Origin of the sequence: Thermithiobacillus tepidarius DSM 3134 (assembly GCF_000423825.1) — a bacterium.
GTDB lineage: Bacteria > Pseudomonadota > Gammaproteobacteria > Acidithiobacillales > Thermithiobacillaceae > Thermithiobacillus > Thermithiobacillus tepidarius.
The window spans coordinates 17758-40251 of the sequence record NZ_AUIS01000011.1; the positions used below are offsets into that span (position 1 = coordinate 17758).

Genomic DNA, 22494 nt, shown 5'->3' on the forward strand with positions numbered 1-22494 from the left:
ATCGCTCAAACCCACGTGCTGCCGAGATCCGACCAAAGCCGGACCTCACTAAGAATAGACTAGTTGAAGACTTCCCGCCAATAAATGACGCGCTTGTTGCCCTGAAAGCGGCCGAAGGAGGCGATGCCCGGCTGGCCGAGCAGATAGCTGTGGCCGGCGAAGGCAATCGGGAAGGTGCCGCCCGGGCCGGCGCCGGTGTACCAGAGCAGCCAGCCGCCGGGCGGATGGAGCCGGCCGTTGCCGCTGCTGTAGTCGAGACTGCTCCAATAGCCGCGGCCGTCGTTGGCGCTGCTTTGGCCGAGCGCGGTTTCCGCAGGCGGCGCGATGGCAAACAGGGTGCAGGTGTCGCCGGCCATGTCCCGCCAGGCGTTGCTGGCGCTGTCCCAGTACTGGGTGCGCGCCCACATGGGCAGGGGCGCGAGCTCCGAACCGTAGGCGTTGTCGGCGGCCAGGCGGCCGAAGTAGAGATTGGTGCTGGCGATCGATGTCACCGCCGCCACGCCGACGCCATCCATATCCAGCGGGTTGGCCGTGATCGGGGTGTTGGGAAAGGGGCCATCGGGCGTGTAGCCGGGCGCGCTGCCGGCGCGCAGCATGCGCAGACTGCTGCGGACAGCGGCCACGCCGCCGCTGAACGTACCCTGGATGCCGAGGTGCTTGACCCGGCTGGCCAGGGCGGCGCTGCTGGTGCCGAAGCCCCATTCGCCGTCGGCCGGGTTGCCGTTGTCCACGGCGAAGGGCAGGTGCGCCAGGGCGCCCGCGTAGTTTTGCGTGGTGCCGTTGCCGGCGTTCTGCGCGGTGATGGTGAACAGCGCGTCGAATTGCTCGTCGAGATAGCTGAAAGGGTTGGCGCAACCGGCGAGGGTGGCGGCGTCGGTGCGGTTCTGGATGCTGCCGGCGCTGATGGCGAAGTGGTCGGGGACGAAGCGGCCGATGTCGAGCGGATTCGCCGAGAAAATGGTGCGTCTGGCCGCATCGCTCACGGGGTTGGTGTCGTTGGCGTCGGTCTGGGCAAAGGTGCTGTCCGTGATGGCGCCGACGGCCAGGCGAATCGCGCCCACGTCGCTGTAAGTGGCGTTGAGTGTTTGCGCCACGCCGGTCACGGTGGTCCAGTTGCCGGCGTCGAAAGCACCCAGCACGCCGCCCGCGGGCGTGAGCAGGCTGATGTTGCTTGCATTCACCAAGGGCGTGGAGCCGGCATAGTTCGCGGTTTTGCCGTCGAGCGCATTGCGGGCTTCCGCGAAAAGGGCGAAAGGCCGCCCGGCCTTGTGCTTGGGCAGGCCGGAAGTGGCCGTGCTGTTCAGGCTCTCGGCGTTGCCTGCATTTTCCCAGTCCTGGTGCATGGCTGTCACGGCAAAGTGGTCTGGGCGGATGGCGAAGTCGTCGCCGGAGCAGGATACCAGCGTCGGCGTGCCCGTCGCCGGGTAGCTGATGCGGACCCTGGCATGGCGCCAGGCTTCCGGAACGGCGGGAAAACTGGCTGTCACGTAACCGCGGCCGGTGGGAAAGGTGGCGGTGGTGTCATACAGAAGAGTGGCGCCGATGGGACAGTTGTTGGCATCCAGGGGCGGAGCGGTGTTGCTGCCCAGGATTTCCACCTTCACATCGCCGCTGAAGGCGGTATTGAGTCCAGTTTTGGCGATGTTCAGCGCAACCAGGCGCAAGGGAAAGCCCAGGCCGGCGATCTGGGTGCCGATGTCGCCGGTGATCGCATTGCCGGGCAGGCTGTCTTCGAAGGCGTTGAAAGCACCGGGCGTGAGCGGCGGTGTCGCATTTGGCGTAAAAGTCAGGATGAGGTCGTCCCAGGAGACGTCGTCGTTGTCGGATGAAGAAATCGCGTTGGATGCCACCGCCAAGGTGTGCGTGCCAGGCGCGAGTGCGATATTCGTCGTGAACGTGATGTTTCCATCGGCCAGCTTGCCGATCCGGATGCCGTCGACGAACACATCCGCTGACACGGGTCCCCAGCAGAAAAAGAGAATGCACCTCTCGTAGTCCACATCACGGACGCCGTAAAACTGGATCTGGTCCAGCGTGGCGCTCTGCTGCAGGGTAAAGGGAATCGACAGGGTGTTGCCCTCGGTGGCATCGGGATACCACGACTGGTTGGCAGCGTCGTGGTCGTGGTACCAATCGCTGTCGTCGTCGCTGTCGCCCACGTGCCGGCGCTGGTTCAGGTTGATGCTCGTGCTGTTGTCCGGGCTGACGAGCGTGATGGCGGAAAAGCCGATGTCGTTCTCGCTTTGCTGGCCGCCGTTCTTGCAGTCTTCCGGCTTGTTTTCCCTGCTCAGGCAGGCGCCGTCCACGGCGATGGTGTGGATGCCCGCGTCGAGATTCAAGGGAGCGTACAGCGGAATGACGCTGGTGTTGCCCTCGATCATACCTCTCAGGGTGCCGTCGATGTAGACCCAGAGCTTGGCGCTTTCGCTGCTGCGCTCCCGCACCAGATTCTCCAGGCGCACGGCCGTGATGCGGGCGTTGCCGCTCAAATGGAAACGACTCGGATAGGCGCGCATCTCGCTGCGCTGCACCGGGTCGCGCGGGGTATAGGCTGCCGAGGCCGTATCGCCGATGTGCTGATAGCCCTGGAGAACGATGTCCGCCCGGGCGGCGGAAGCGCCGAGCAGTGCCAGCAGCACCAGGCAGCCGTATGCGAAGGCGCGGCCCCTGCTCATGGCGCCACCGCTCCGACTTCGATCTTGCGGGTGGCGCTGTCGGCGCCGGTGCCGCAGGTGCCCGTGCTGATGAGCCTGAAATGCTTCTGCGAGCTGCCGCCGCTGGCCGTCACCGCCGCGGGGCCGAGACAGCTCACCGTGGCGCTGCAGCCGCCGAGGCCCGCCTGATTGAAGCTCAGGGTGCCGCCCGCCGCCGCGCAGCTGCCGCCCCCGCCATTCGGCGGAAAGAGCCGGCTCATGCCCCACTGCGCCCCGCTTTCGGCGGCGTAGAAGGCTCGGGTGGACAAGACCTCGTAAGCCACCGACTGGCTGCCGGTGGCGATGAGCCGGGTCATGGCCGCGCCCAGCAGGGCCAGCACCACGAGAATGAAGATGGCGACCGGCAGCGAGAAGCCGCTTTCGCGCGAAGGGGCCGATGGACGACTGTGGTCCACATGCTGAACCGGGCGTGCATCGACATGGCAGGACTTATGCTTTGTCATGGGCCACCATCAAGGGGTGTTCCGGATCTGCACTTCGTGCCGCAGCCGTATCCACTCGCCGCCCTGCATGAAGCGCAGGTCCAGGGCCGCCAGGCCATTGCGGTTCAGGCTGCCCGGCGTGTAGCGGAAAGGCGTCACCGGATTGCCGCCATCGCTCAGTTGCACGCTTTCGGCCAGCAGGTCGCCGCCGGCGGGCGGGCTGGGTTGGGTGGCCTGGATGCCGTAGCCGCTGTAGCGCCGCAGCTCCCCATTGCCCAGCACGCAGAAGCTCACCGGGTCCTGCGCGATGAAGAAGCGCTGAGCCGGGGACTGGCGGGCGAACTGGAATGTGCCGCTCAGCTCGACCCGGGTGACGTTGGCCGGGCGGCCGGCGCCGGTGGTGCCGGCGAGCGCCGCGCGCGCGCCTGGATTCGCGCCCGCGTAGGGATCGCCGTTGCCGACGCCGGCCACGCCCGGGCCCACGGGATAGACGATCACGTAATAAGCGCCGCTGCCCGGCGTGAAGCTCAGGTCGAAGGCGTCGAAGCTGCTCGCCGCCGCGGTAAAGCCGCTGACCGGCAGCGGCAGCATGCTTTCCCCGGTGGCGTAGCTGCCGGCGTTCGCCTGATAGCGGGCGCCGGTGGCCAGCGGCATGAACTCGATGCAGTTGCCGCTCACCCGCACGCTGTTGGGCAGGGCGTTGCGCAGCTCGCGGCTGATGCGTTCCACCGCGAGCCGGCCCATGGACGCCAGCTGATCCCGCCGCGCCGTGTCCGTGTAGCCCTCCACCCCGTGCACGATGAAGGCGCTGGTGCCCGCGGCCAGGATGCCGAGGATGACGATGGCGATGATCGCTTCGATCAGGGTGAAGCCGGCCGGCTGCGCATTGCCGCGCGGCGATCCTGGCCTGGATGAGGGCGGCCGCGTCATGCCCGTTCCTAGAAGTTCGTCCGGTACGCCGCGAAGGCGAAGGATTCGCCCTGCGGCGTGGTGATGGTCACGGTGATGCGCTTGGCGTCACCGTTGCCGAGGTTTGGCAGCTCGCTGCCCGCGTAGGCCACGCTCACGTCGGCGCGGTAGCCGGCATAGCCGGGGCGGGCATTGCCCTCGGCATCCAGGGGCGGGTCATCCGACAGGCCGTTGTAGTCATCCACGTCGTCATAGCGGGCGCGGGTTTCCCCGCTTTCCGGGCCGAGGGTGGCGGAGCAGGGCTGGCTGCCGGGGTCGCTGGAGCCGCAACGGGGCGTCTGGCCGTCGTTGCCGGTGTGCTGGTCGTACTTCTTGGGCAGGATTTCGTCCAGATACGCCTGCCCGAGTTCGGCGGCGCGGATCTGGATCAGCGGGTCGGCGGAGCGGCTGCTGGCCTGGTTCACCGCGAGCAGCACGCCGCCGATGGCGATGCCGATCACGGCGATGAAAACAACGAGCTCGATGAGCGTGAAGCCCGCCTCGGCGCGCAGTGCGTCAGCAGGCATGGGCATAGCCGGTTCTCTCGATGCAGACGCGGCGCTGCTCGTCGCGGCCGGTCAGCGTGACGGCGGCGGACTGATTCACCCCCGCCACCATCGCATCGCCGATCGTCAAAAAGTTGACGGACAGGCTGCTGGCGCTGACGCCGTTCGGAAAATCGACCGGATAGCGCTCATTGGTGCCCGGCCGGGTGAGCCAGTTGCCGTCCATGCGGATGCCGTAACGGCTGCTCTGCACTTCCAATTGCACCGCATGTCCAGTCCCCTTGAGCATGGCCAGCTGCTGGGCATGGCGGGCGGCGGCGATGAGCTCGCTTTGGGCGCTGCGCTCGGCGAAGGTGCCGGCACCGAAGAAGCGGGGGAGGGCGAAGGCGGCGAGGATGCCCAGGAGCGCGATCACGGTGATCAGTTCCACCAGGGTGAAGCCCGGGCTTTGTCCCGTGCTGGGATGGAACATGGGGAAGGTGCGGTCGGGCAATGGGTGAAGCAGCGGGGTGGGCCCTGCCCACCCCGCGGGACCACTTGTCAGCAGCCGCTGCTGTTGACGGCGACAGCCGGCGGGGTCGTCGCCGTGCTGTAGGTGACGTTGCAAGTGCCGGTGGTGGAATCGGACGCGAAGGTCACCGTATTGCTGGAGACGTTGGCCGTGAAGCCGCTCAGATCCTGCAGCGCTTGGCTGATGGTCCCGGCGGTGGCATAGCCGCTCGCGGCCGTCAGGGTGACGGAGCCGCCTTCGACGCTGACGGTGGTGGCGGTGGGGTTGACCAGCGCCTTGGCGTGCACCATGGCGGAGGCGGAGCGCAGGCTGCCCGCCAAGCCGTTCAGCGAGGCGACGCGCGCCTCGGTCTGCAGGCCCACGAAACGGGGTACGGCAAAGGCGGCCAGGATGCCGAGGATGGTGATGACGACGATCAGTTCGATCAGGGTGAAACCCTGCTCTTTGGCCTGCATGGACACGGTGCATCTCCTTTGTGATAAGTGACGCTTTATTGGCTGTTCTTGAAAATTTGTTGGTTATGAGCAACTTGCATGCCGACCCCAGAGCCGGGGCTGCGCAGCATCCGACGAAAGTAGCATAGTCGGGCCCCGACACAGCCGCAAGGGATGCGCGCAATTTTTTCAGCCGCCGGTCCGCTCGCGCGTCAGCAACCCGTGATTACCGGCGAGCCGTAGACAGGTGCTTGGCCGCTGGCGGCAGGGGCCCGGTAGGTGAAGCGGCAGTTGGCCGGATTGCTGCCTCCCGTCACGCGGATGCTGATCGTGGCGCCCGCTCCGCTGCCCCCGCCCGCTGTGGTGAAGCCCTCGGCGGTGTTGATGCGGGCGGTCGCCACGATGCCGCGGGCATTGGCGGTCGGATAGAGATGGGCCAGCGTGACGGCAACGCCCTCCATGTTGACGCTGGCCGGCACGCCACCCGCACTCAGGGCCTTGAGGTGAGCCAAGCCGGCAGCGGCCTTGGCGGCGGCCAAGGCGCTGTTCAGCTTGGCGACGCGCGCCTCCTTGCGAAGGTCCGCGAAACGCGGCAGGGCCGCGGCCGCCAGCAGGCCGACGCAGGCTATGGCGATCAGGAGTTCGATGAGGGTGAATCCCCGGGCTGGAGCGGATGCGATGGAAGCGCGGCTGGCAGGATCGTCCGCATGGATGACCGGGATCGTGTTCCGCGGCCGCCTCCGGCGCGCCGCCCCGGGCTTGGGCCTGGCGCTCAATGCACCACCCTGGCCATGTCCCACATGGGCAGGAAGACGCCCAAGGCGAGCACCAGCACCAGCACGCCCATGATCACCAGCATGATCGGCTCGATGCGGGCCGAGAGGGCGTCGATTTCGTAGCCGGTCTCCCGCTCGTAGAAATCGGCCACCTCGCCCATGAGCTCGTCGATGCTGCCGGACTCCTCGCCCACGGCGATCATCTGCAGCACCAGGGGCGGGAAGAGGTGGGTGGCCTGGGCGGTGCGGGTCAGGGATTCGCCGCGTTCGACGCCAATCTTCATGCCCTGCAGGCGCTCGGCGATGAAACGATTGTCGGTGGCCTTGGCGATGAGCTCGATGCCGCGCAGGATGGGCACGCCGGCGCGGCCGGTGAGCTGCAGGGTGCGGGCGAAGCGGGCCATGGCGCTTTTGAGGATGATGGAACCGAAGACGGGGGCGCGCAGCTTGTGCCGGTCCCAGCGCAGGCGCCCGCGTTCCGTGTTCAGGAAGGCTCTGGCGCCGAACCACAGGCCGGCGCCGGCCAGCAGGACCATCCACCAGTAATGGACGCTGAAGTCGCTGACGGCGATGAGCACCCGGGTGAAGACGGGGAGCTCCACGTGGGCGCTCTTGAAGAGCCTGGCGAACTGCGGGATGACGAAGTAGTTCAGGATGGCCAGCGCCACGGCCAGGGCGAGCAGCACGAAGCTCGGGTAGCGCAGGGCACGGCGCACCCGGCTGGCCGTGTCCTCGTCCCGCTCCAGATAGCCGGCCAGGGCGAGCAGGGTGGCGTCCAGGTTGCCGGTGTTCTCGCCCACCTCCACCAGGCTGACGAAGAGTTCGCTGAAGGCCTCCGGATGGCGGGCCAGGGCGGCGGACAGGGAGCGGCCGGCATCCAGATCGCTGCGCACTTCATTCAGGATCAGGCCCAGGCGGTTATCGCTGCCGTAGGTCTGGCGCAGGCTGTCGATGGCGGACAGCAGCGGCACGCCCGCGTGCAGGAGCGAGTACAGCTGCCGGGCGAACATGATGATGTCCTTGCGCGCCACCCGGCGCAGGCGCAGGCGCTGCCACCAGAGCTGCAGGGTGCTGGGCGGCGGCGCCTCCCGGATCTCGATGGGAATCAGGCTGTTGTTGCCGAGGAAGGCGGCCACCGCCGCCGGCCCGCTGGCCTCGACTTGGCCGCTCAGCAGCTCGCCGCGGGGGGTGCGGGCTTTGTAGAGGAATTGGGTCATGAATCCGTATGCCGTTTGATGTGTCGCCGCGCTGTTCGAGGCAGAAACCTGCTTCGCCAGGGAGTCGTCCCGGCGCTTCGGCGCTACTCCGTCCCCTCCGCCGTGACCCGCGCCACTTCCTCCAGCGTCGTCACGCCCGCCGCCGCCAGGCGCAGGGCCATGATGCGCAGGGGCTGGAATTGGGGTTGCTCGCGGGCGGCGTCAAGGATGGCCTGGGTTTCGCCGGACTCGATGGCGGCGCGCACCGCGGCATCCACCTGGATGAGCTCGTGGATGGCTTGGCGGCCCTTGTAGCCGGTGTTGTTGCAGGCCAGGCAGCCGCGCCCCTTGTGGAAGCGCAGATCGTGCACGTCGACGCCGAGCTGGCGGGCGAAGCGGGCGCGCAGCAGCTCGGGCACCGCGGCGTCCTCGGTCTTGCACTTGTCGCAGATCCTGCGCACCAGGCGCTGGGCCATGACGCCCAGGGCGCTGGAGCTGACCACGAAGGGCTCGACGCCGAGGTCGAGCAGACGCGTGAGGCTGCTGGCGGCGTCGTTGGTGTGCAGGGTGGACAGCACCAGGTGGCCGGTCAGGGCGGCGCGCATGGCGATCTGCGCCGTTTCCTGGTCGCGGATCTCGCCGAGCATGACCACGTCGGGGTCCTGGCGCAGCACGGAGCGCAGCACGCGGGCGAAGTCGAGGCCGATGCGCGGATTGACCTGCACCTGGTTGACGAGATCCAGCTGGTACTCCACCGGATCCTCCACGGTGATGATCTTCTTTTCCACCGAGTTGATTTCATTCAACGCCGCGTAGAGGGTGGTGGTCTTGCCCGAACCGGTCGGGCCGGTGACCAGGATCAGGCCGTGAGGCTGGTAGACCATGCCGCGCAGGCTGGCCTCCACGGCGTCGTCCATGCCGAGCTGCTGAAAGCGCAGGCGCACGCTGGACTGGTCCAGCAGGCGCAGGACGATGGACTCGCCGAAGCGGATGGGCAGGGTGGACATGCGGATGTCGAAGGCCCGGCCCTCGACCGTCAGATTGAAGCGGCCGTCCTGGGGCAGGCGGCGCTCGGCGATGTCCAGGTTGGCCATCAGCTTGAGCTTGGAGGTGACGGCGGCGGCGATGCGGGCCTCGCCGGTGACCTGCTCGTGCAGCACGCCGTCGACGCGGAAGCGGACGCGCAGCAGCTTGGCATCCGGCTCGAGGTGCACGTCCGAGGCGCCCATGCGCACCGCGTCCTTCAGGAGGGCGTTGAGGAAGCGCACCACCGGCGCGTCTTCGGCGCTGGTCTCGGTGAGCAGCTCATCGGGACTGCGGGCGGCGACCTCCTGCACCAGCTCCTCGGCCAGGCCCGCCGCCTGGCTGACGCCCTTGTAGAAGCGCGGCAACAGTTCCAGCAGGGCCGCCTCGCTGACTACCGCCGCCTCCACCGGCTTGCCCAGCAGGCGCGACAGTTCGTCCAAGGCGTAGATGTCGGTGGGGTCGCTGATGCCGACCAGGATGCTGCCGCCCTGGTCCTTGAGCGGGATGGCGCGGAAGCGGCGGGCGAAGGTCTCCGGCAGGCGGTTGACCAGGGCGGCCTCCACCCGGAACTGGGTCAGGTCGATGTGGGGGATGTTGAGCTGGGTGGCCAGGAAATTGAGCAGGGACTGCTCCGGCATCAGGCCGCTTTCCACCAGCACCCGGCCCAGCTTGTGGCCGCTCGTTTTTTGCAGGGCCAGGGCCTGTTCCAGCTGGATGGGGCTGATGACGCCGTTTTGGACCAGCAAGTCGCCCAGGCGGATTTTCTTCAGACGCGCTGCCATGTGCTTTCCCTCGTGCCGCTCGAACTCCGGCTCAAGTAGGAGAATATAGTAAATTTTGCCGGGCCGGAAAGATGGGGGCGCGCAGACTGGCCGAAAGTCCCTGTCCCGTGCCTACGGCCGGGGCTAATTTATGCTGCTACAACAAGCGGCATCGCCAGGGAGATCTGCCAAGTCGTGCGGAGCTGTCCGCGAGGAGGGGTCATGAAACGCTTCCTGTTCGCCTTGTTGTGCGCGGCGCCGACCGCGGGATTTGCCGCGGCGCCCGCTGCCTTGCCGCATCCCGCCCAGGAGCCGGCTGGCGCTGCCCGCCCGGATCGCGCCATCCTCCAGCAATCCCTGGCCGCCGCGCCCCTGCGCTTCGAAGCCAACCGCGGCCAGACGGACCGGCGGGTGCAGTTCCTGGCCCGGGGCACCGGCTACGCGCTGTGGCTGACCCGGGACGAGGCCGTGATGGCCTTGCCGGCGCCGGCGGGGCAAGGCGCATCCGCCGACGTGTTGCGCATGCGCTTTGCCGGTGCCGGCGCCACGCCCAAAGTCGACGGGCTGGAGCGCTTGTCCAGCCAGGGCAATTACCTGATCGGTCAGGACAAGCGCCGCTGGCGTAGCCGGGTGGAGCAGTACGCCCGGGTGCACTACGACAACGTGTATCCGGGCGTCGATCTGGTCTTCTACGGCAATCAGCGGCAGCTCGAATACGACTTCGTCGTGGCGCCGGGCGCCGATCCGCGGCAGATCCGCCTGGACTTCAGCGGCGCCCGGGAGGTCCGCGTGACGCCCGGCGGCGATCTGATCCTGAAGACCCGCCACGGCGAGCTGGTGCAGCGCAAGCCGCTCGTGTACCAGATCGAGCGGGGCGCGCGCAAGCCGGTGGCCGGCCGCTATGTCCTGCGCGGCGGGCAGCAGGTCGGATTCCAGGTGGCGCGCTATGACGCAGGCAAGCCGCTCGTCATCGACCCGGTGCTGAGCTACTCCACCTATCTCGGCGGCAGCGGCCAGGATCAGGCCAACGGCGTGGCGGTGGACGGCAGCGGCAACATCTACGTGGCCGGCTACACCTTCTCCAGCGATTTCCCGCTGGCCGCCAACACCGGCCTGGCGGCGCCCGGCATCTCCCGCGACGCCGTGGTGGCCAAGTTCAACAGCGCCGGCCAGCTGCAGTGGTCCACCTATCTGGGCGGCGCCCTCAACGACGAGGCCAACGACCTGGCTGTGGACAGCCAGGGCAACGTCTTCGTCGCCGGCGCCACGCGCTCCACCAACTTCCCCGCCGTCAACGCCGCGCAGAGCACCCTGGGCGGCCAGGCCGACGCTTTCGTGGCGCAGCTGAACGCCAGCGGCACCGGCTTGGTCTTTTCCACCTATCTCGGCGGCAGCGCCGACGACCAGGCGAGCGGCCTCGGGCGCGACGCCGGCGGCAACGTCTACGTGGCCGGCTTCACCCAGTCCGCCGACTTCCCGGCGATGCCGGGGGCTTTCCAGGCCGCCTCGGGCGGCGGCACGGATGCCTTCCTGGCCCGCTACTCGCCGGCTGGCGCCAAGCTGAACGCCACCTATTACGGCGGCAGCGGCGACGACCGGGCGCTCGGCCTGGCGGTGGACGGAGCGGGCAACGCCTATCTCACCGGCAACACCAACTCCACCAACCTGGCCGTGCTCAATCCGGTCACCGGGCAAAACACCTTCCACGGCACTCAGGACGCCTTCGCCGCCAAGCTGAATCCGGCGGGCCAGGCGCTGCTCTACGCCACTTACCTGGGCGGCGCCCTGGCCGATTTCGGCAGCGGCATCGCCGTGGACGCCCAAGGCAACGCCTACGTCACCGGCAGCACCAATTCGCCGGACTTCCCGGTCACCGCCGGCGTCTTCCAGGCCAGTTCGGCCGGCTTCATCGACGCCTTCGCGCTCAAGCTGAGCCCGGCCGGCAACACGCTTGCGTTCAGCACCTTTCTGGGCGGCGCCGGCAACGATGCCGCCACCCGGGTGGCGGCGGATGACAGTGGCGTCTACCTGGTCGGCGCCACCGATTCCGCCAACTTCCCGCTGCTCAGCGCCACCCAGGGCACCCTGGGCGGTCGTGCGGATGCCTTCGTGAGCAAGCTCAACCCCACCGGCACCGGACTGCTGTATTCCACCTACCTGGGCGGGAGCGACGATGATCAGGCGCTCGGCCTGGCGGTGGACGGCAGCCGCAGCGTCTATGTGGCCGGCGAGACCGGGTCCGGCAACTTCCCGGTGGTCGGCGCCTTCCAAACCACGCTCCGGGGACAGTCGGACGCCTTCGTCAGCAAGTTCACCGACAGCGGCACCACGCCCAGCCCCACTCCGACACCGCCGCCGGCCTCGAGCACCGACGACAACGGCGGCTGCACCCTGGGCGCCGGCAGCGCCTTCGACCCGACCCTGCCCAGCCTGCTCCTCGGCGCGCTGCTCTACCACTGGCTGCGCCGCCGCGTGCGGCGCGGCTGAGGCGGGAGCCGCCGCCAGCGGAAAACAAAATGGCCCGGACGAGAAATCGTCCGGGCCATGGCGTCATGGTGCCCAGGGACGGAATCGAACCGCCGACACGAGGATTTTCAGTCCTCTGCTCTACCGACTGAGCTACCTGGGCAAGAGGGGCATATTAAACATGGGGAGCGTGGGCTTCGTCAAGCCAAGGGGGAGGGCGCTCCTGGGTAACCGGCCCGCTTCGCCAGAGCAAAGCGGGCGCGGGATGGACCGTAGCACCAGATCGCGGGCCAGCCCTTTGGTCAGGGCGATGGCACGCCGGGCCCGGCGCGCCTCGCGCCCAGCCCGGCCTTACTCCTCCACCCGCAGCCCGCCGCTCTGGGCCGCATCGCCGTTCCTGGGTTCCGGGCGGCCCTGGCGCATGCATTCCAGCTTGATCGCCAGGCGCAGGTCGTTCATGGAGTCGGCGTTGTGCAGGGCGTCCTCGTAGCTGATCTCGTCTTCCATGTAGAGCTGCAGCAGGGATTGGTCGAAGGTCTGCATGCCCAGTTCGGTGGACTTGGCCATCACTTCCTTGATGCTGCCCACCTCGCCCTTGTAGATCAGGTCGGCCACGGTGGGGGTGTTGATGAGGATCTCGATGGCGGCCCGCCGGCCCTGGCCCGACTTCCTGGGGACCAGCCGCTGGGATACCACCGCTTTCAGGTTCAGGGACAGGTCCATGAGCAGTTGGTGGCGCCGGTCCTCGGGGAAGAAGTTGATGATGCGATCCAGGGCCTGGTTGGCGTTGTTGGCGTGCAGGGTGGACAGGCACAGGTGGCCGGTTTCGGCGAAGGCGACGGCGTGATCCATGGTCTCGCGCGAGCGGATTTCGCCGATGAGGATCACGTCCGGGGCTTGGCGCAGGGCGTTTTTCAGGGCCTCCTCGTAGGACTTGGTGTCGATGCCCACCTCGCGCTGATTAACGATGGACTTCTCGTGCTTGTGAATGAATTCGATGGGGTCCTCGATGGTGAGGATGTGCCCGCCGGCGTTGCGGTTGCGATAGCCGATCATGGCCGCCAGCGAGGTGGACTTGCCGGAGCCCGTCGCGCCGACGAAGAGCACCAGGCCGCGCGGGGTCATGGCCAGATCCTTGAGGATGGGCGGCAGGCGCAGGGCTTCGAGATCCGGGATTTCGGTCTTGATGGCGCGCAGCACCATGCCCACTTCGTTGCGCTGATAGAAGGCATTGACGCGGAAGCGGCCCACCTGGGGCACGCTCAGGGCCATGTTCAGCTCCTTCAGGCTCTCGAATTCGTTCAGTTGCTCCTCGCTCATCATTTCGCGGGCCAGCGCCACCGTTTCCATGGGCTTGAGCGGTGCGCTGCCGACCGGCACGCTCTTGCCGTCCACCTTGAAAGTCGGCGGCGCGCCGACGGTCAGGTACAAGTCGGAGGCGTTGCGCTGATTCATCAGCACGAGCAGATCTCTAAAACTCACGGGGAAAGCTCCCTTGCAGGCTGGTTACATGGCGCCGACATTGGCGAAGAGGTCCTTGTTCTGGGCCTTGCGCATGGCATCCTCCGCGCGCACCCGCCGCGCCTTCACGAGGTCGAGCAGGTTCTGGTCCAGGGTCTGCATGCCGACGGACTGGCCGGTCTGGATGACCGAGACCATTTGCGCGACTTTGGCCTCGCGGATGAGATTGCGGATGGCCGGCGTGCCGATCATGATCTCGTGGGCCGCCACCCGGCCCTGGCCGTCGGCGGTCTTGAGCAGGGTCTGCGAGATCACCGCCCGCAGGGACTCGGACAGCATGGCGCGCACCATGTCCTTTTCGGCCGCCGGGAACACGTCGATGATGCGGTCGATGGTCTTGGGCGCGGAGCTGGTATGCAGGGTGCCGAAGACCAGGTGGCCGGTTTCCGCGGCGGTCAGGGCCAGGCGGATGGTCTCCAGGTCGCGCATTTCGCCCACCAGGATGATGTCCGGGTCCTCGCGCAGGGCCGAGCGCAGGGCATTGGCGAAGGAGTGGGTCTGCGGCCCCACTTCGCGCTGGTTGATCAGGCACTTCTTGGACTGGTGCACGAATTCGATGGGGTCCTCGATGGTGAGGATGTGTTCGTGCCGGTTCTCGTTGACATGATTGATCATGGCCGCCAGGGTGGTGGACTTGCCGGAGCCGGTCGGGCCGGTGACCAGGATCAGGCCGCGCGGCACGTCGATGATCTGCTTGAAGATCGGCGGGGCGTTCAGGTCCTCCAGGCTCAGCACCTCAGAGGGAATGGTGCGGAAGGCCGCCGCGGGGCCGCGGTCCTGGTTGAAGGCGTTGACGCGAAAGCGCGCGACGCCGCCGAGATCGATGGAGAAGTCGATTTCCAGGTTCTCCTCGAAGACCTTGCGCTGCTTGTCGCCCATGATGTCGTAGATCATGGCGTGCACGGCCTTGGCGTCCAGCGGCTCCACATTGAGCCGCTTGATCTCGCCGTTGATGCGCACCATGGGCGGCAGGCCCGCCGACAGGTGGGTATCCGACGCTTTGTTCTTGACCGCGAAGGTCAGCAGTTCCGTAATGTCCATGTGCTTCCTTTCACCACCCGGTAGGGATTTTTTGTCTTTATGTCCGCCAGCGGGGCCGTGCCCTGCGCCGGGCAGCGGAGTCGTTTTGGCCCGGCATTGGTGTATATTAGTCAATAAATGATTTTTTGTAGTCATGGCGGCACCCGCCGATTTCGAATTCCGGGAGTGCAGAACCCCTATGCCGGTCCCCGCTGAGGCGGACATCGTCCACAATTTGGCCCGCGTGCGCGCCCGCATCGAGGCCGCGGCCCGCGCCGCCGGCCGCGATCCGGCGGGCATCCGCCTGCTGGCGGTGAGCAAGGGGATCGACAGTACGCGCATCCGCCTGGCCGCCCAGGCCGGGCAGCGGCTCTTCGGCGAGAATTACGTGCAGGAAGGCGCGGCCAAGGTCGAGGCTTTGGCGGACCTGCCGGCGCTGGAATGGCACTTCATCGGCCCCATTCAGCGCAACAAGACCCAACTGGTCGCCAGCCGCTTCCAGTGGGTGCACAGCCTGGACCGGGCCGTCATCGCCCAGCGCCTGGGCGAGCAGCGGGATGCCTCGGAGCCCATGAACGTGCTGATCCAGGTCAATGTCAGCGGCGAGGCCAGCAAGTCGGGGGTGGCGCCGGCCCAGATCGAGGCCCTGGCCGACGCCGTGCTCGCGCAGCCCCGCTTGCGCCTGCGCGGCCTGATGGCGCTGCCCAGCCCCGATGCGGCGGCAGCCCGTTTGCAGTTCCAGGCCATGGCCGATCATTTTCAGGCGTTGCGCCGCGCCTTGCCGGATCAGGCCATCGACACGCTGTCCATGGGCATGTCCGAGGACCTGGAGGCGGCCATCATGACCGGCGCCACCGTGGTGCGGGTAGGCACCGCGATTTTCGGCCCACGCGCGCGCCGCCCGGCGCACGTTGCCGACGGCAGGGCGTAAACACGCACGGCGGGTCCCGCCGCGCTTCATGGATTTGCAGCACCCCAAGCAGGCGAGTCAGGAGAATAAGAGATGCCCCACAAGACGAGCAGCAAGACGCCTCCCAAGGGCAAGTCCCCCGTCACGCCCGTATCCAAGGCGCGGAAGCTGGCCATCATCGGCGGCGGCAACATGGCCAGCAGCCTGATCGGCGGACTCCTGCAGGACGGCTGGAAGGCCAAGCAGTTCCGGGTGGCCGATCCCAACCCCGCGCAGCGGGATCTGCTGAGCGAGCGCTTCGGCGTGGCCGCCTATGCGGACAACAGTGAGGCGGTGCAGGGCGCCGACGGCGTGGTGCTGGCAGTCAAGCCGCAGATGCTGGGCGGCGTGGTCGCCGAGCTGGCGCCGGCCTTGCGCAAGACCCGTCCCCTGATCATTTCCATTGCCGCCGGGGTGCGCGCGGCCGACATTCAGCGCTGGATCGGCGAGCCCCTGCCGGTGGTGCGCGTCATGCCGAACACGCCGGCTCTGGTGGCGGCGGGTGCGTCCGGTCTCTACGCCACGCCCGAGGTCAACAATGTCCAGATCGATTTCGCCGAGTCGCTCATGCGCGCCGTGGGGCTGGTGGTCTGGGTGCAGCAGGAGTCCCTCATGGACGTGGTCACCGGGTTGTCCGGCAGCGGCCCGGCTTATCTCTTCTTGGTCCTGGAGGCGATGGAGGATGCCGCCGTCGCCCAGGGCCTGGACCGGCGCACGGCGCGCCTGCTGACCTTGCAGACGGTCTTCGGCGCGGCCAAGATGGCCCTGGAGAGCGAGGACACGCCCGCTACTCTGCGCAGCCACGTCACCAGCCCGGGCGGCACGACCGCCGCCGGCATCCGGGAGCTGGAGCGCGGGCTGCGCAGCCTGTTTTACGAGGCCGTCGACGCCGCCACGGCGCGCTCGCAGGCCATGGCCAACCACTACGGTGCGGAGGAATAAAACAATATGGTAACCAATAGCTTGCTGCTGGCCCTGGCAACCGTCGTCGATGTGCTGTTCACCATCTTTTTTTACCTGGTGCTGGTCCGCGCCCTGCTGTCCTGGGTCAATCCCGATCCCTACAACCCGGTCGTGCGCTTCATCGTGCGCGCCACCGAGCCGGTCATGGCGCCGGCGCGCCGCATCATCCCGCCCATCTCCGGCTTCGACCTGTCGCCCATCGTGGTGCTGCTGCTGATCCAGGTGGTCAAAAATCTGCTGGTGAACCTGCTCTACAACATGGCCGGTCCGGGCCTGTCGTGAGCCAAGCGGCGCCTGCCCCCTATCGCTGGGTCGCAGGCGATCTGATCCTCTCGGTGCACGTGCAGCCCGGCGCCAAGCGCACCCAGGTGGCCGGGCTGCACGCCGGCGCCGTCAAGATCCGCTTGCAGGCCCGCCCGGTGGAGGGGGCCGCCAACGCCGCCCTCATCGCCTTTCTGGCCGAGCAGTTCGGGCTGCCCCGCAAAGCGGTGCAGATCCTCCAAGGCGAGAGCAGCCGGGAAAAGCGCCTGCGCCTGCGGACACCAGCCCCCGAACGCGTCGCCGCCGTCCTCCAGTCCTGGGTGCTGCAAGCCTAGCCTGCACTTCCTGTCGCCTTCCTTTCGCCGCGCCGCTGGTTGCCGATGCCGCGGATGCTGTCCAGGCACCGCCTGGCGAAATCCAATATTAGAAGAATCGGGAACCGAACGCCGCCGGTGTGGTCGAAGTTTTCACACGTGTTGCGCCTTTGCCACAAAGGCGCGCGGCGCAGGCAAGCCTGAACTGGCTGGATTTCGTGGCTTATGCGCCAAGCAGTCAACCCAATGGGGTCTCGTCCGTTGTAAAGATCAGACAAGCGCCCGTGCATTGTCTTCGGTTCTTGATCACGGACTCTCAACGAAAGGAGACGGTTATGAAGAAGTTGACTCTTGCAGTACTGGCTTCCGCTCTGGCCCTGGGTGCCGTTTCCGCTCAGACCGCCAGCGCGCAGACCACAAGCAACTGGAACGGACCTTACGTCGGCGGCAAGCTCGGCGTCAACAACGCCAAGGCCGACGGCCTGAGCAGCGAAAATGCCTTCACCGGCGGCGTCGAGGCCGGCTACAACTGGAACCTGGGTGGCCCGGTGGTGGGTGCGGACATCTTCGCCGACTTCAACAGCAAGACCGATCACAGCGTCGGCGGCCCGTTCCCGACCGTGCGCTACGGTTCCACCGTCTGGGGCGTGGACGGCAAGCTGGGCGTGGATCTGGGCCCGGTGCTGCCCTATGCCAAGGTGGGCATCGCGCAGACCGACCTGACCGGCCTGAGCGGCGACGATTGGGGCTTCCATGGCGGTCTGGGCGTGGAGTATAAGGTGATGCCGCAGGTCGGCCTGGCCGGCGAGTGGACCTATTCCGAGGCCACGCCCATCGGCGATTCGAAGTTCAAGAACAACAACTTCACCGTGGGCGTGAACTACCACTTCTAAGACGCCATCCTCGACTCGCGAGCCGGCCCGTATCGGGCCGGCTTTTTTGTTCAGGCTGCCTTGCGCAGCCGGATGCGCCGGAACCAGCCGCCGCCCAGCGCCGCTTCGTCGGTCTCCGGGACCAGGTCCGGCACGGCCGCCAGCACTGCCTCGAAGACCACGTCGGTGCGCGTCGCCAGACGGCCGAGAAGGGGGCTCGCCAAGCGGCGCAGGGGGGCGCGTTCGCCCGGTTTGAGGAACTTGTCCAGGATCAGGATCTGTCCGCCGGGCTTGAGCACCCGCGCCGCTTCCCGCAGGGCGCGTGCCGGCTCCGGCACCACCGCCAGGATGAGGTGCATGACGATCTGGTCGAAGCTGCCATCGGCGAAGGGCAGGGCCATGGCATCGCCTTGCACCAGCCGCACCCCGTGCCCGTCGGGCCGCCGCGCCGCCCGCGCCAGCATGGCCCAGGTCAGGTCCACGCCCACGTAATTCGCGCCCGGCGGCAGGTGGGGATAGTCCAGTCCGGTGCCGATGCCGTCGATGAGGATGCGCTGGCCGGCCACCTCACCCAGCTCCGCCAGGCTGCGCCGGCGTTGGGCGGCGAAGGCGCGGTCGACGACGAGATCGTAGAGCGGCGCCCAGAGCGTGTAGGCCTGGCGCAGCCCCATGGCTCAGTGCAGCACGGTGGAGATGGACAGGCGGAAGGGTGGAATGGGCACGTCGAAGGGACGGCCCTCGGCATCGACCATCTGGTAGCTGCCGTGCATGCTGCCCACCGGGGTTTCCAGCACGCTGCCGCTGGTATATTGGAAGCTCTCGCCGGGGCGCAGGAGCGGCTGCTCGCCGACCACGCCCTCGCCGCGAACCTCCTTCACCTCGCCGTTGGCGTTGGTGATCACCCAATGGCGGCTGAGCAGCTGGGCCGGCATGTCGCCCTTGTTGGTGATGGTGATGCGGTAGGCGAAGACGTAGTGGTCCAGCTCGGGCTGCGATTGTTCGTCCAGGTACCGGGTTTCCACCTGAATCTCTATGTCGGGTTGTGCCATCATGCGGACCTCGCTTGCCGCGCCAGTGCAGGCCTAATCAAAACATAATCCTGCAGCCAAGGCCACCCGGCCCATCTGTCGCGGCGGTCAGCTTCAGAAGCTCTCCTGTTCCAGTTCCAGATAGACCCGGTTGATGTGCTGGCCGATCACGTCCTGGAAGCCGACCAGGTGCTGGAAGCGGGCCATGTCCGCGATCACCTTGTCCTTCATCTCGAAATCGCTCAATCCCTGCTCCTGGTACTTTTTCACCGACTGGCGCAGGGTGTCCAGGTAGGCGTGGAAGTCGTCCAGCAGCGGCTTGCCGTCCGTGCGGCCATGGCCGGGCACGATGTGCTGGTCGGGCAGGTCCTTGACTTTTTCCAGGGCCAGCAGGTTGCCCTTGATGTTGGCGTCGCGCAGGCCGGGCGCGCGTTCCGCGAAGAGGTTGTCGCCCATGAGCACCACCTTCTCCTCGGGCACTTCCACCATGATCGAGCCGGGGGTGTGGGCGTGGCCGTAGTAGTGCACGATGAACTGCATGCCGCCGACCTGGAAGCGGTCTCCGGCCTTGACCGGGTTGTCCGGCACTCGCATCGCCGTACCCGCCGTGGCGCCCTTGGTCATGTCCTGCATCATGTCGATCCACATCTGGCCCTCGCCGTTCTTGATGGCGGCGATGTCGTCGGCATGGGCGAAGAAGCGGGCCCGCGGCCAGGCGGCGGCGATGGCCTGGTTGCCCAGCCAGTGGTCGCCGTGCTTGTGCGAATTGAACACGTGGGTCACCGGCTGCTTGGTCACCGACTTGATCTTGCGCACCAGGAACTCGCCGGCCTGCACGCTGGCGCCGGTGTCGAAGACCACCACCCCCGCCTTGGTCACCACGAAGGCCATGTTGGACATGAAACCCTGGTTCTGCGGGTTGGGCAGTTCGGTGGAGGCGTGGATCACGTAGGTATGAGGCGCGATTTTTTCCACCGGGTAATCGGCGCGGATGGGCGGCGCCTTGGCGGCGGGGGCAGCCCAGGCTTGGCCCGAAAGGGCCAGGGTGCCGGCGAGCAGGGTGGCGGTCAAGGTGGCGCGGGGCATGCAATTCTCCTGAAAAGTGATGGCTGTCAAAGGACTTGGGCCTGAACGGGCGGCGTCTGCAGCGCCTCGATGCTGAAGCTGCAAGCAAATTCCGCGCCCGGCGCCAGGTTCCGCATGTCGCGCTTTTGCGAAAGGTCACTGGCTTCGTCCATGAAGCTGGCGTGGCCGTGCCACGGCTCGATGCACAGGAAGGGCGCGCCGCCGGGCTTCGACCAGATGCCCAGGTACGGGAAGCCGGCAAAATCCACCCGGATGCCCAACCCGCCTGCGCGCGGCTGATAGCGCACCCAGCGCGAAGCCGGGTGGCGCAGCACGATGGCGTCCTCCGTGAACAGCGCTTCATCCAGGGGCAGCACTGGCCCGCGCCAGGGCACTTCGCCCTGGGCGCCGGTCAGCAGCCCGTCCCGCACCAGATAGCGCCGGCCCGTTTCGGCCTCTTCGAAGAGCAGCACATAGTCGGTTTTGGCGAACCGGGGCTCCAGCGGCCAGCGGAAACCGGGGTGGCCGCCGATGGCGAAGGGCATGGCCGCGTGCCCGGCGTTGCGCACCGCGAAGTGGGTTTCGATGCCGCTGTCCCGCAGGGCATAGCGTACCTGCAGCTCGAAATCGAAGGGGTAATGCCGGCGGCTTTCTCCATCGGCCCGCAGCAACAGCGTGGCCGCGGTGGCGTCCCGCTCCGTGACCGTGAACACGCGGTCGCGGGCGAAGCCGTGCTGGCCGAGTGCGTAATGCCGGCGATCGTGCGTATAGCTGTCGCCGACCAGGCGGCCGACCACCGGGAAGAGAATGGGGGCCGAGCGCGGCCAGTGGGCCGCGTCGCCGGGCCACAGCAGCTCGATGCCGCCCGCCAGGCGCAGGGCCTTCAGTTCCGCCCCCAGAGGGGTGATTTCCGCCTGCAATTGGCCATTGTCCAAAACGATCCGTTCCATCCGGGCCCCCTGTGCCGTGCCGCACTTATCAAAATGACGTCTTTTCCATAAACTAAAGCATTTCGACCGAAGCGCAAAGGATGGAGCATGGCCGACAAGCTGGTGATGATGCTGCTGAATACGACGCCCGACCGGCCGCACGAATGCGGCGCGCCGTTTTTCCAGGCCGCCGCCGCGGCGGCGATGGACATCGAGGTGGAGATCTATTTTGCCGGCAAGGCGGCGTCGCTGCTGAAAAAGGGTGTGGCCGAAAAGCTCTACCCCAGCGACGGCGGCGACAAGTCCATCTATTCCTTCATGCAGGACGCGGCGGAGCTGGGGGTGAAGTTCTATGCCTGCGGCGGTGCGCTGACCGGCCACGGCATCGGCATGGAAGATCTGATCCCCGAATGCGCGGGCGCCGCCGGCGGCGCGGCCTACATGTCGCGGGTGATGGATGACGATTGGAAGGTGCTGAGCTACTGAGCGGCAGGTCGAGTGCCGCGCACGCGGCACTCAGTCTTCATTTCCCCGGAACACCAGTCTCCCTCCCACGTAGGTCTGCCGTACCACGCCGCGCAGCTCCCAGCCGCCGAAGGGCGTGTTCTTGCCGCGCGAGTGGAAGCGTTGCGGCTGGACGATGAAGCGGGCTTCGGGGTCGAAGAGGCAGAGGTCGGCGGGGGCGCCCACGGCCAGGGTGCCGGCGGGGATGCCCAGAATGCGCGCCGGCCCCAGCGTGACTCGCTCGATGGCTTGCGCCAGGCTCAGGACGCCCTCGTCCACCAGGCGCAGCACCAGGGGCAGGAAGGTGTCGAGACCGCTGATGCCGGCGGCGGCATTGTGGAAGGTGTCGCGGCTGGCGTCCTCGTGCCAGGGCGCGTGGTCGCTGGTGATGGCGCTGATCTGGCCGGTGCGCAGGGCGGCGCGCAGGGCGTCGCGGTCGCGGTGGGTGCGCAGCGGCGGGCAGGTCTTGGCATGGGTGTTGAAGTAGCCCACGTCATAGTGGGTCAGGTGCAGGTGCGCGACGCTGGCATCGGCGGAAACGGGCAGGCGCAGCAGGGCGGGGCGCAGCTGGTCCAGGGCGGCGGCGCTGGACAGGTGCTGGAAGTGCACGCGGGCGCCGGTCAGTTCGGCCAGCAGCAGGTCGCGGGCCACGCCGATGGCCTCGGCGGCGGCCGGGTGCCCCGGCAGTCCCAGCCGGGTGCTCACCTCGCCCTCGTGCATGTCGCCTTTGCCGAGCTGGGCATCCTCGCTGTGCAGGAATACGGTGGCCGGCAGGCTGGCGGCGTACTCCAGGGCGCTGCGCAGAATGCCGCTGTGGGCGATGGCCCGATCGCCGTTGCTCACGCCCACCGCGCCCGCCGCCAGGAGCAGGGCCATCTCCGCCAGATGCTGGCCGGCGAGTCCCTGCGTCAGGGCGGCCAGCGGATGAACGCGCGCCAGCCCCAGTTCCGCCGCGCGCCCGAGCTGGTGGCGGATGACGCTGACCTGGTCGGCAACCGGCAGGGTGTCCGGCGGGCAGCCCACGCTGGTGATGCCGCCGGCGACAGCGGCGCGCAGTTCGCTCTGCATGTCGCCGTGCAGCTCTTCGCCCGGTTCGCGCAGGCGGGCGCGCAGATCCACCAGGCCGGGACAGAGCATCAGGCCCCCGGCGTCGATGTATTCGTCGGCGGCGAAGCCGGCCGGCGCTTCGCCCCGCCCGGCGATGCGGCCTGCGGCGATGAAGAGGTCCTGCCGCCCTTCGAAGCCGCTGGCGGGGTCGATGACGTAAGCGTTGGCGATATGGCGCCTGATGGGCTGCTGTTCCATGCT

Annotated in this window: 23 protein-coding genes and 1 tRNA gene; 7 read left to right on the plus strand and 17 right to left on the minus strand. The window is 67.6% G+C overall.

All coding sequences use genetic code 11. The features are described 5' to 3' along the window. Positions 1-59: 59 nt before the first annotated feature. The 9 genes from G579_RS0107305 to G579_RS0107345 form a co-directional block, all read right to left on the minus strand. A complete protein-coding gene (locus tag G579_RS0107305) occupies positions 60-2675 on the minus strand; it encodes a DUF6701 domain-containing protein (protein WP_028989659.1) in 2616 nt (871 codons plus the stop codon). After that, on the minus strand, positions 2672-3157 hold the full coding sequence (locus G579_RS0107310; RefSeq protein WP_211218684.1) for a pilus assembly PilX family protein: 486 nt from the start codon (positions 3155-3157) through the stop codon (positions 2672-2674). The genes G579_RS0107305 and G579_RS0107310 overlap by 4 nt, the downstream gene beginning before the upstream one ends. A 9-nt stretch (positions 3158-3166) precedes the next feature. Then, a complete protein-coding gene (locus G579_RS0107315) occupies positions 3167-4066 on the minus strand; it encodes a PilW family protein (protein ID WP_028989661.1) in 900 nt (299 codons plus the stop codon). A gap of 8 nt (positions 4067-4074) precedes the next feature. Beyond that, a complete protein-coding gene (locus G579_RS0107320) occupies positions 4075-4611 on the minus strand; it encodes a type IV pilus modification PilV family protein (RefSeq protein ID WP_038018818.1) in 537 nt (178 codons plus the stop codon). Continuing rightward, positions 4601-5062, minus strand: a complete 462-nt coding sequence (locus G579_RS19165) for a type II secretion system protein (RefSeq protein WP_051181095.1) — start codon at positions 5060-5062, stop codon at positions 4601-4603. Before G579_RS19165 ends, G579_RS0107320 begins: the two co-directional genes overlap by 11 nt. A gap of 68 nt (positions 5063-5130) precedes the next feature. After that, positions 5131-5556, minus strand: coding sequence for a type II secretion system protein (locus tag G579_RS19645; RefSeq protein ID WP_028989663.1), 426 nt, complete (start codon positions 5554-5556; stop codon positions 5131-5133). Between the two features lie 191 nt (positions 5557-5747). Further along, positions 5748-6311 (minus strand): type II secretion system protein, encoded by a 564-nt coding sequence (locus tag G579_RS0107335; RefSeq protein ID WP_051181097.1) that lies wholly within the window; start codon positions 6309-6311, stop codon positions 5748-5750. Further along, positions 6308-7528, minus strand: coding sequence for a type II secretion system F family protein (locus G579_RS0107340; RefSeq protein ID WP_028989665.1), 1221 nt, complete (start codon positions 7526-7528; stop codon positions 6308-6310). The genes G579_RS0107335 and G579_RS0107340 overlap by 4 nt, the downstream gene beginning before the upstream one ends. 83 nt (positions 7529-7611) lie before the next feature. Then, positions 7612-9315 (minus strand): GspE/PulE family protein, encoded by a 1704-nt coding sequence (locus tag G579_RS0107345; RefSeq protein ID WP_028989666.1) that lies wholly within the window; start codon positions 9313-9315, stop codon positions 7612-7614. A 201-nt stretch (positions 9316-9516) separates the two neighbouring features. On the opposite strand from G579_RS0107345, the gene G579_RS0107350 reads away from it, so the two are divergent. Further along, positions 9517-11781 (plus strand): DUF7948 domain-containing protein, encoded by a 2265-nt coding sequence (locus tag G579_RS0107350; protein ID WP_028989667.1) that lies wholly within the window; start codon positions 9517-9519, stop codon positions 11779-11781. Between the two features lie 66 nt (positions 11782-11847). Here G579_RS0107350 and G579_RS0107355 read toward each other — a convergent pair. From G579_RS0107355 to G579_RS0107365, 3 genes are all read right to left on the minus strand, one after another. Then, positions 11848-11923, minus strand: a tRNA-Phe gene (locus tag G579_RS0107355). Between the two features lie 188 nt (positions 11924-12111). Beyond that, positions 12112-13242: a PilT/PilU family type 4a pilus ATPase gene (locus tag G579_RS0107360; protein WP_028989668.1), complete on the minus strand. Its 1131-nt coding sequence runs from the start codon at positions 13240-13242 to the stop codon at positions 12112-12114. A 24-nt stretch (positions 13243-13266) separates the two neighbouring features. After that, positions 13267-14322: a type IV pilus twitching motility protein PilT gene (locus G579_RS0107365; RefSeq protein ID WP_028989669.1), complete on the minus strand. Its 1056-nt coding sequence runs from the start codon at positions 14320-14322 to the stop codon at positions 13267-13269. A 178-nt stretch (positions 14323-14500) separates the two neighbouring features. Between G579_RS0107365 and G579_RS0107370 the strand changes: the two genes are divergently transcribed. From G579_RS0107370 to G579_RS0107390, 5 genes are all read left to right on the plus strand, one after another. After that, positions 14501-15232 carry a YggS family pyridoxal phosphate-dependent enzyme gene (locus G579_RS0107370; RefSeq protein ID WP_028989670.1) on the plus strand — a complete coding sequence of 244 codons (732 nt, stop codon included), beginning with the start codon at positions 14501-14503 and terminating at the stop codon, positions 15230-15232. Between the two features lie 72 nt (positions 15233-15304). Next, the gene (gene proC, locus G579_RS0107375; protein ID WP_081662663.1) at positions 15305-16192 is read left to right on the plus strand and encodes a pyrroline-5-carboxylate reductase; all 888 of its coding nucleotides are present in this window, start codon (positions 15305-15307) and stop codon (positions 16190-16192) included. Positions 16193-16198: 6 nt separating this feature from the next. After that, the gene (locus G579_RS0107380) at positions 16199-16495 is read left to right on the plus strand and encodes a YggT family protein (RefSeq protein WP_028989672.1); all 297 of its coding nucleotides are present in this window, start codon (positions 16199-16201) and stop codon (positions 16493-16495) included. Then, on the plus strand, positions 16492-16809 hold the full coding sequence (locus tag G579_RS0107385) for a DUF167 domain-containing protein (protein WP_028989673.1): 318 nt from the start codon (positions 16492-16494) through the stop codon (positions 16807-16809). Before G579_RS0107380 ends, G579_RS0107385 begins: the two co-directional genes overlap by 4 nt. 314 nt (positions 16810-17123) lie before the next feature. Continuing rightward, positions 17124-17681, plus strand: coding sequence for a porin family protein (locus G579_RS0107390; protein WP_028989674.1), 558 nt, complete (start codon positions 17124-17126; stop codon positions 17679-17681). A gap of 50 nt (positions 17682-17731) precedes the next feature. Here the strand turns inward: G579_RS0107390 and G579_RS0107395 are convergent, their stop codons facing one another. From G579_RS0107395 to G579_RS16475, 4 genes are all read right to left on the minus strand, one after another. Then, a complete protein-coding gene (locus tag G579_RS0107395; protein WP_028989675.1) occupies positions 17732-18331 on the minus strand; it encodes a class I SAM-dependent methyltransferase in 600 nt (199 codons plus the stop codon). 3 nt (positions 18332-18334) lie between these two features. Then, positions 18335-18712: a Co2+/Mg2+ efflux protein ApaG gene (apaG, locus tag G579_RS0107400; RefSeq protein WP_028989676.1), complete on the minus strand. Its 378-nt coding sequence runs from the start codon at positions 18710-18712 to the stop codon at positions 18335-18337. 90 nt (positions 18713-18802) lie between these two features. Then, a complete protein-coding gene (locus G579_RS16470) occupies positions 18803-19774 on the minus strand; it encodes an MBL fold metallo-hydrolase (RefSeq protein WP_051181099.1) in 972 nt (323 codons plus the stop codon). Between the two features lie 26 nt (positions 19775-19800). Beyond that, on the minus strand, positions 19801-20703 hold the full coding sequence (locus G579_RS16475; RefSeq protein ID WP_051181102.1) for an aldose 1-epimerase family protein: 903 nt from the start codon (positions 20701-20703) through the stop codon (positions 19801-19803). A gap of 87 nt (positions 20704-20790) precedes the next feature. Between G579_RS16475 and G579_RS0107420 the strand changes: the two genes are divergently transcribed. Next, the gene (locus G579_RS0107420; protein WP_028989677.1) at positions 20791-21168 is read left to right on the plus strand and encodes a DsrE family protein; all 378 of its coding nucleotides are present in this window, start codon (positions 20791-20793) and stop codon (positions 21166-21168) included. Positions 21169-21198: 30 nt separating this feature from the next. Here the strand turns inward: G579_RS0107420 and G579_RS0107425 are convergent, their stop codons facing one another. Beyond that, positions 21199-22491 (minus strand): dihydroorotase, encoded by a 1293-nt coding sequence (locus G579_RS0107425; RefSeq protein ID WP_155989768.1) that lies wholly within the window; start codon positions 22489-22491, stop codon positions 21199-21201. Positions 22492-22494 lie beyond the last annotated feature (3 nt).

Excerpts from the sequence above, each read along its gene's own strand:
- G579_RS0107305 (WP_028989659.1), bottom strand. The coding sequence starts at position 2,675 with ATGAGCAGGGGCCGCGCCTTCGCATACGGCTGCCTGGTGCTGCTGGCA.
- G579_RS0107310 (WP_211218684.1), bottom strand. The coding sequence starts at position 3,157 with ATGACAAAGCATAAGTCCTGCCATGTCGATGCACGCCCGGTTCAGCAT.
- G579_RS0107315 (WP_028989661.1), bottom strand. The coding sequence starts at position 4,066 with ATGACGCGGCCGCCCTCATCCAGGCCAGGATCGCCGCGCGGCAATGCG.
- G579_RS0107320 (WP_038018818.1), bottom strand. The coding sequence starts at position 4,611 with ATGCCTGCTGACGCACTGCGCGCCGAGGCGGGCTTCACGCTCATCGAG.
- G579_RS19165 (WP_051181095.1), bottom strand. The coding sequence starts at position 5,062 with ATGTTCCATCCCAGCACGGGACAAAGCCCGGGCTTCACCCTGGTGGAA.
- G579_RS19645 (WP_028989663.1), bottom strand. The coding sequence starts at position 5,556 with ATGCAGGCCAAAGAGCAGGGTTTCACCCTGATCGAACTGATCGTCGTC.
- G579_RS0107340 (WP_028989665.1), bottom strand. The coding sequence starts at position 7,528 with ATGACCCAATTCCTCTACAAAGCCCGCACCCCCCGCGGCGAGCTGCTG.
- G579_RS0107345 (WP_028989666.1), bottom strand. The coding sequence starts at position 9,315 with ATGGCAGCGCGTCTGAAGAAAATCCGCCTGGGCGACTTGCTGGTCCAA.
- G579_RS0107350 (WP_028989667.1), top strand. The coding sequence starts at position 9,517 with ATGAAACGCTTCCTGTTCGCCTTGTTGTGCGCGGCGCCGACCGCGGGA.
- G579_RS0107365 (WP_028989669.1), bottom strand. The coding sequence starts at position 14,322 with ATGGACATTACGGAACTGCTGACCTTCGCGGTCAAGAACAAAGCGTCG.
- G579_RS0107370 (WP_028989670.1), top strand. The coding sequence starts at position 14,501 with ATGCCGGTCCCCGCTGAGGCGGACATCGTCCACAATTTGGCCCGCGTG.
- proC (WP_081662663.1), top strand. The coding sequence starts at position 15,305 with ATGCCCCACAAGACGAGCAGCAAGACGCCTCCCAAGGGCAAGTCCCCC.
- G579_RS0107380 (WP_028989672.1), top strand. The coding sequence starts at position 16,199 with ATGGTAACCAATAGCTTGCTGCTGGCCCTGGCAACCGTCGTCGATGTG.
- G579_RS0107390 (WP_028989674.1), top strand. The coding sequence starts at position 17,124 with ATGAAGAAGTTGACTCTTGCAGTACTGGCTTCCGCTCTGGCCCTGGGT.
- G579_RS0107395 (WP_028989675.1), bottom strand. The coding sequence starts at position 18,331 with ATGGGGCTGCGCCAGGCCTACACGCTCTGGGCGCCGCTCTACGATCTC.
- apaG (WP_028989676.1), bottom strand. The coding sequence starts at position 18,712 with ATGATGGCACAACCCGACATAGAGATTCAGGTGGAAACCCGGTACCTG.
- G579_RS16470 (WP_051181099.1), bottom strand. The coding sequence starts at position 19,774 with ATGCCCCGCGCCACCTTGACCGCCACCCTGCTCGCCGGCACCCTGGCC.
- G579_RS16475 (WP_051181102.1), bottom strand. The coding sequence starts at position 20,703 with ATGGAACGGATCGTTTTGGACAATGGCCAATTGCAGGCGGAAATCACC.
- G579_RS0107420 (WP_028989677.1), top strand. The coding sequence starts at position 20,791 with ATGGCCGACAAGCTGGTGATGATGCTGCTGAATACGACGCCCGACCGG.
- G579_RS0107425 (WP_155989768.1), bottom strand. The coding sequence starts at position 22,491 with ATGGAACAGCAGCCCATCAGGCGCCATATCGCCAACGCTTACGTCATC.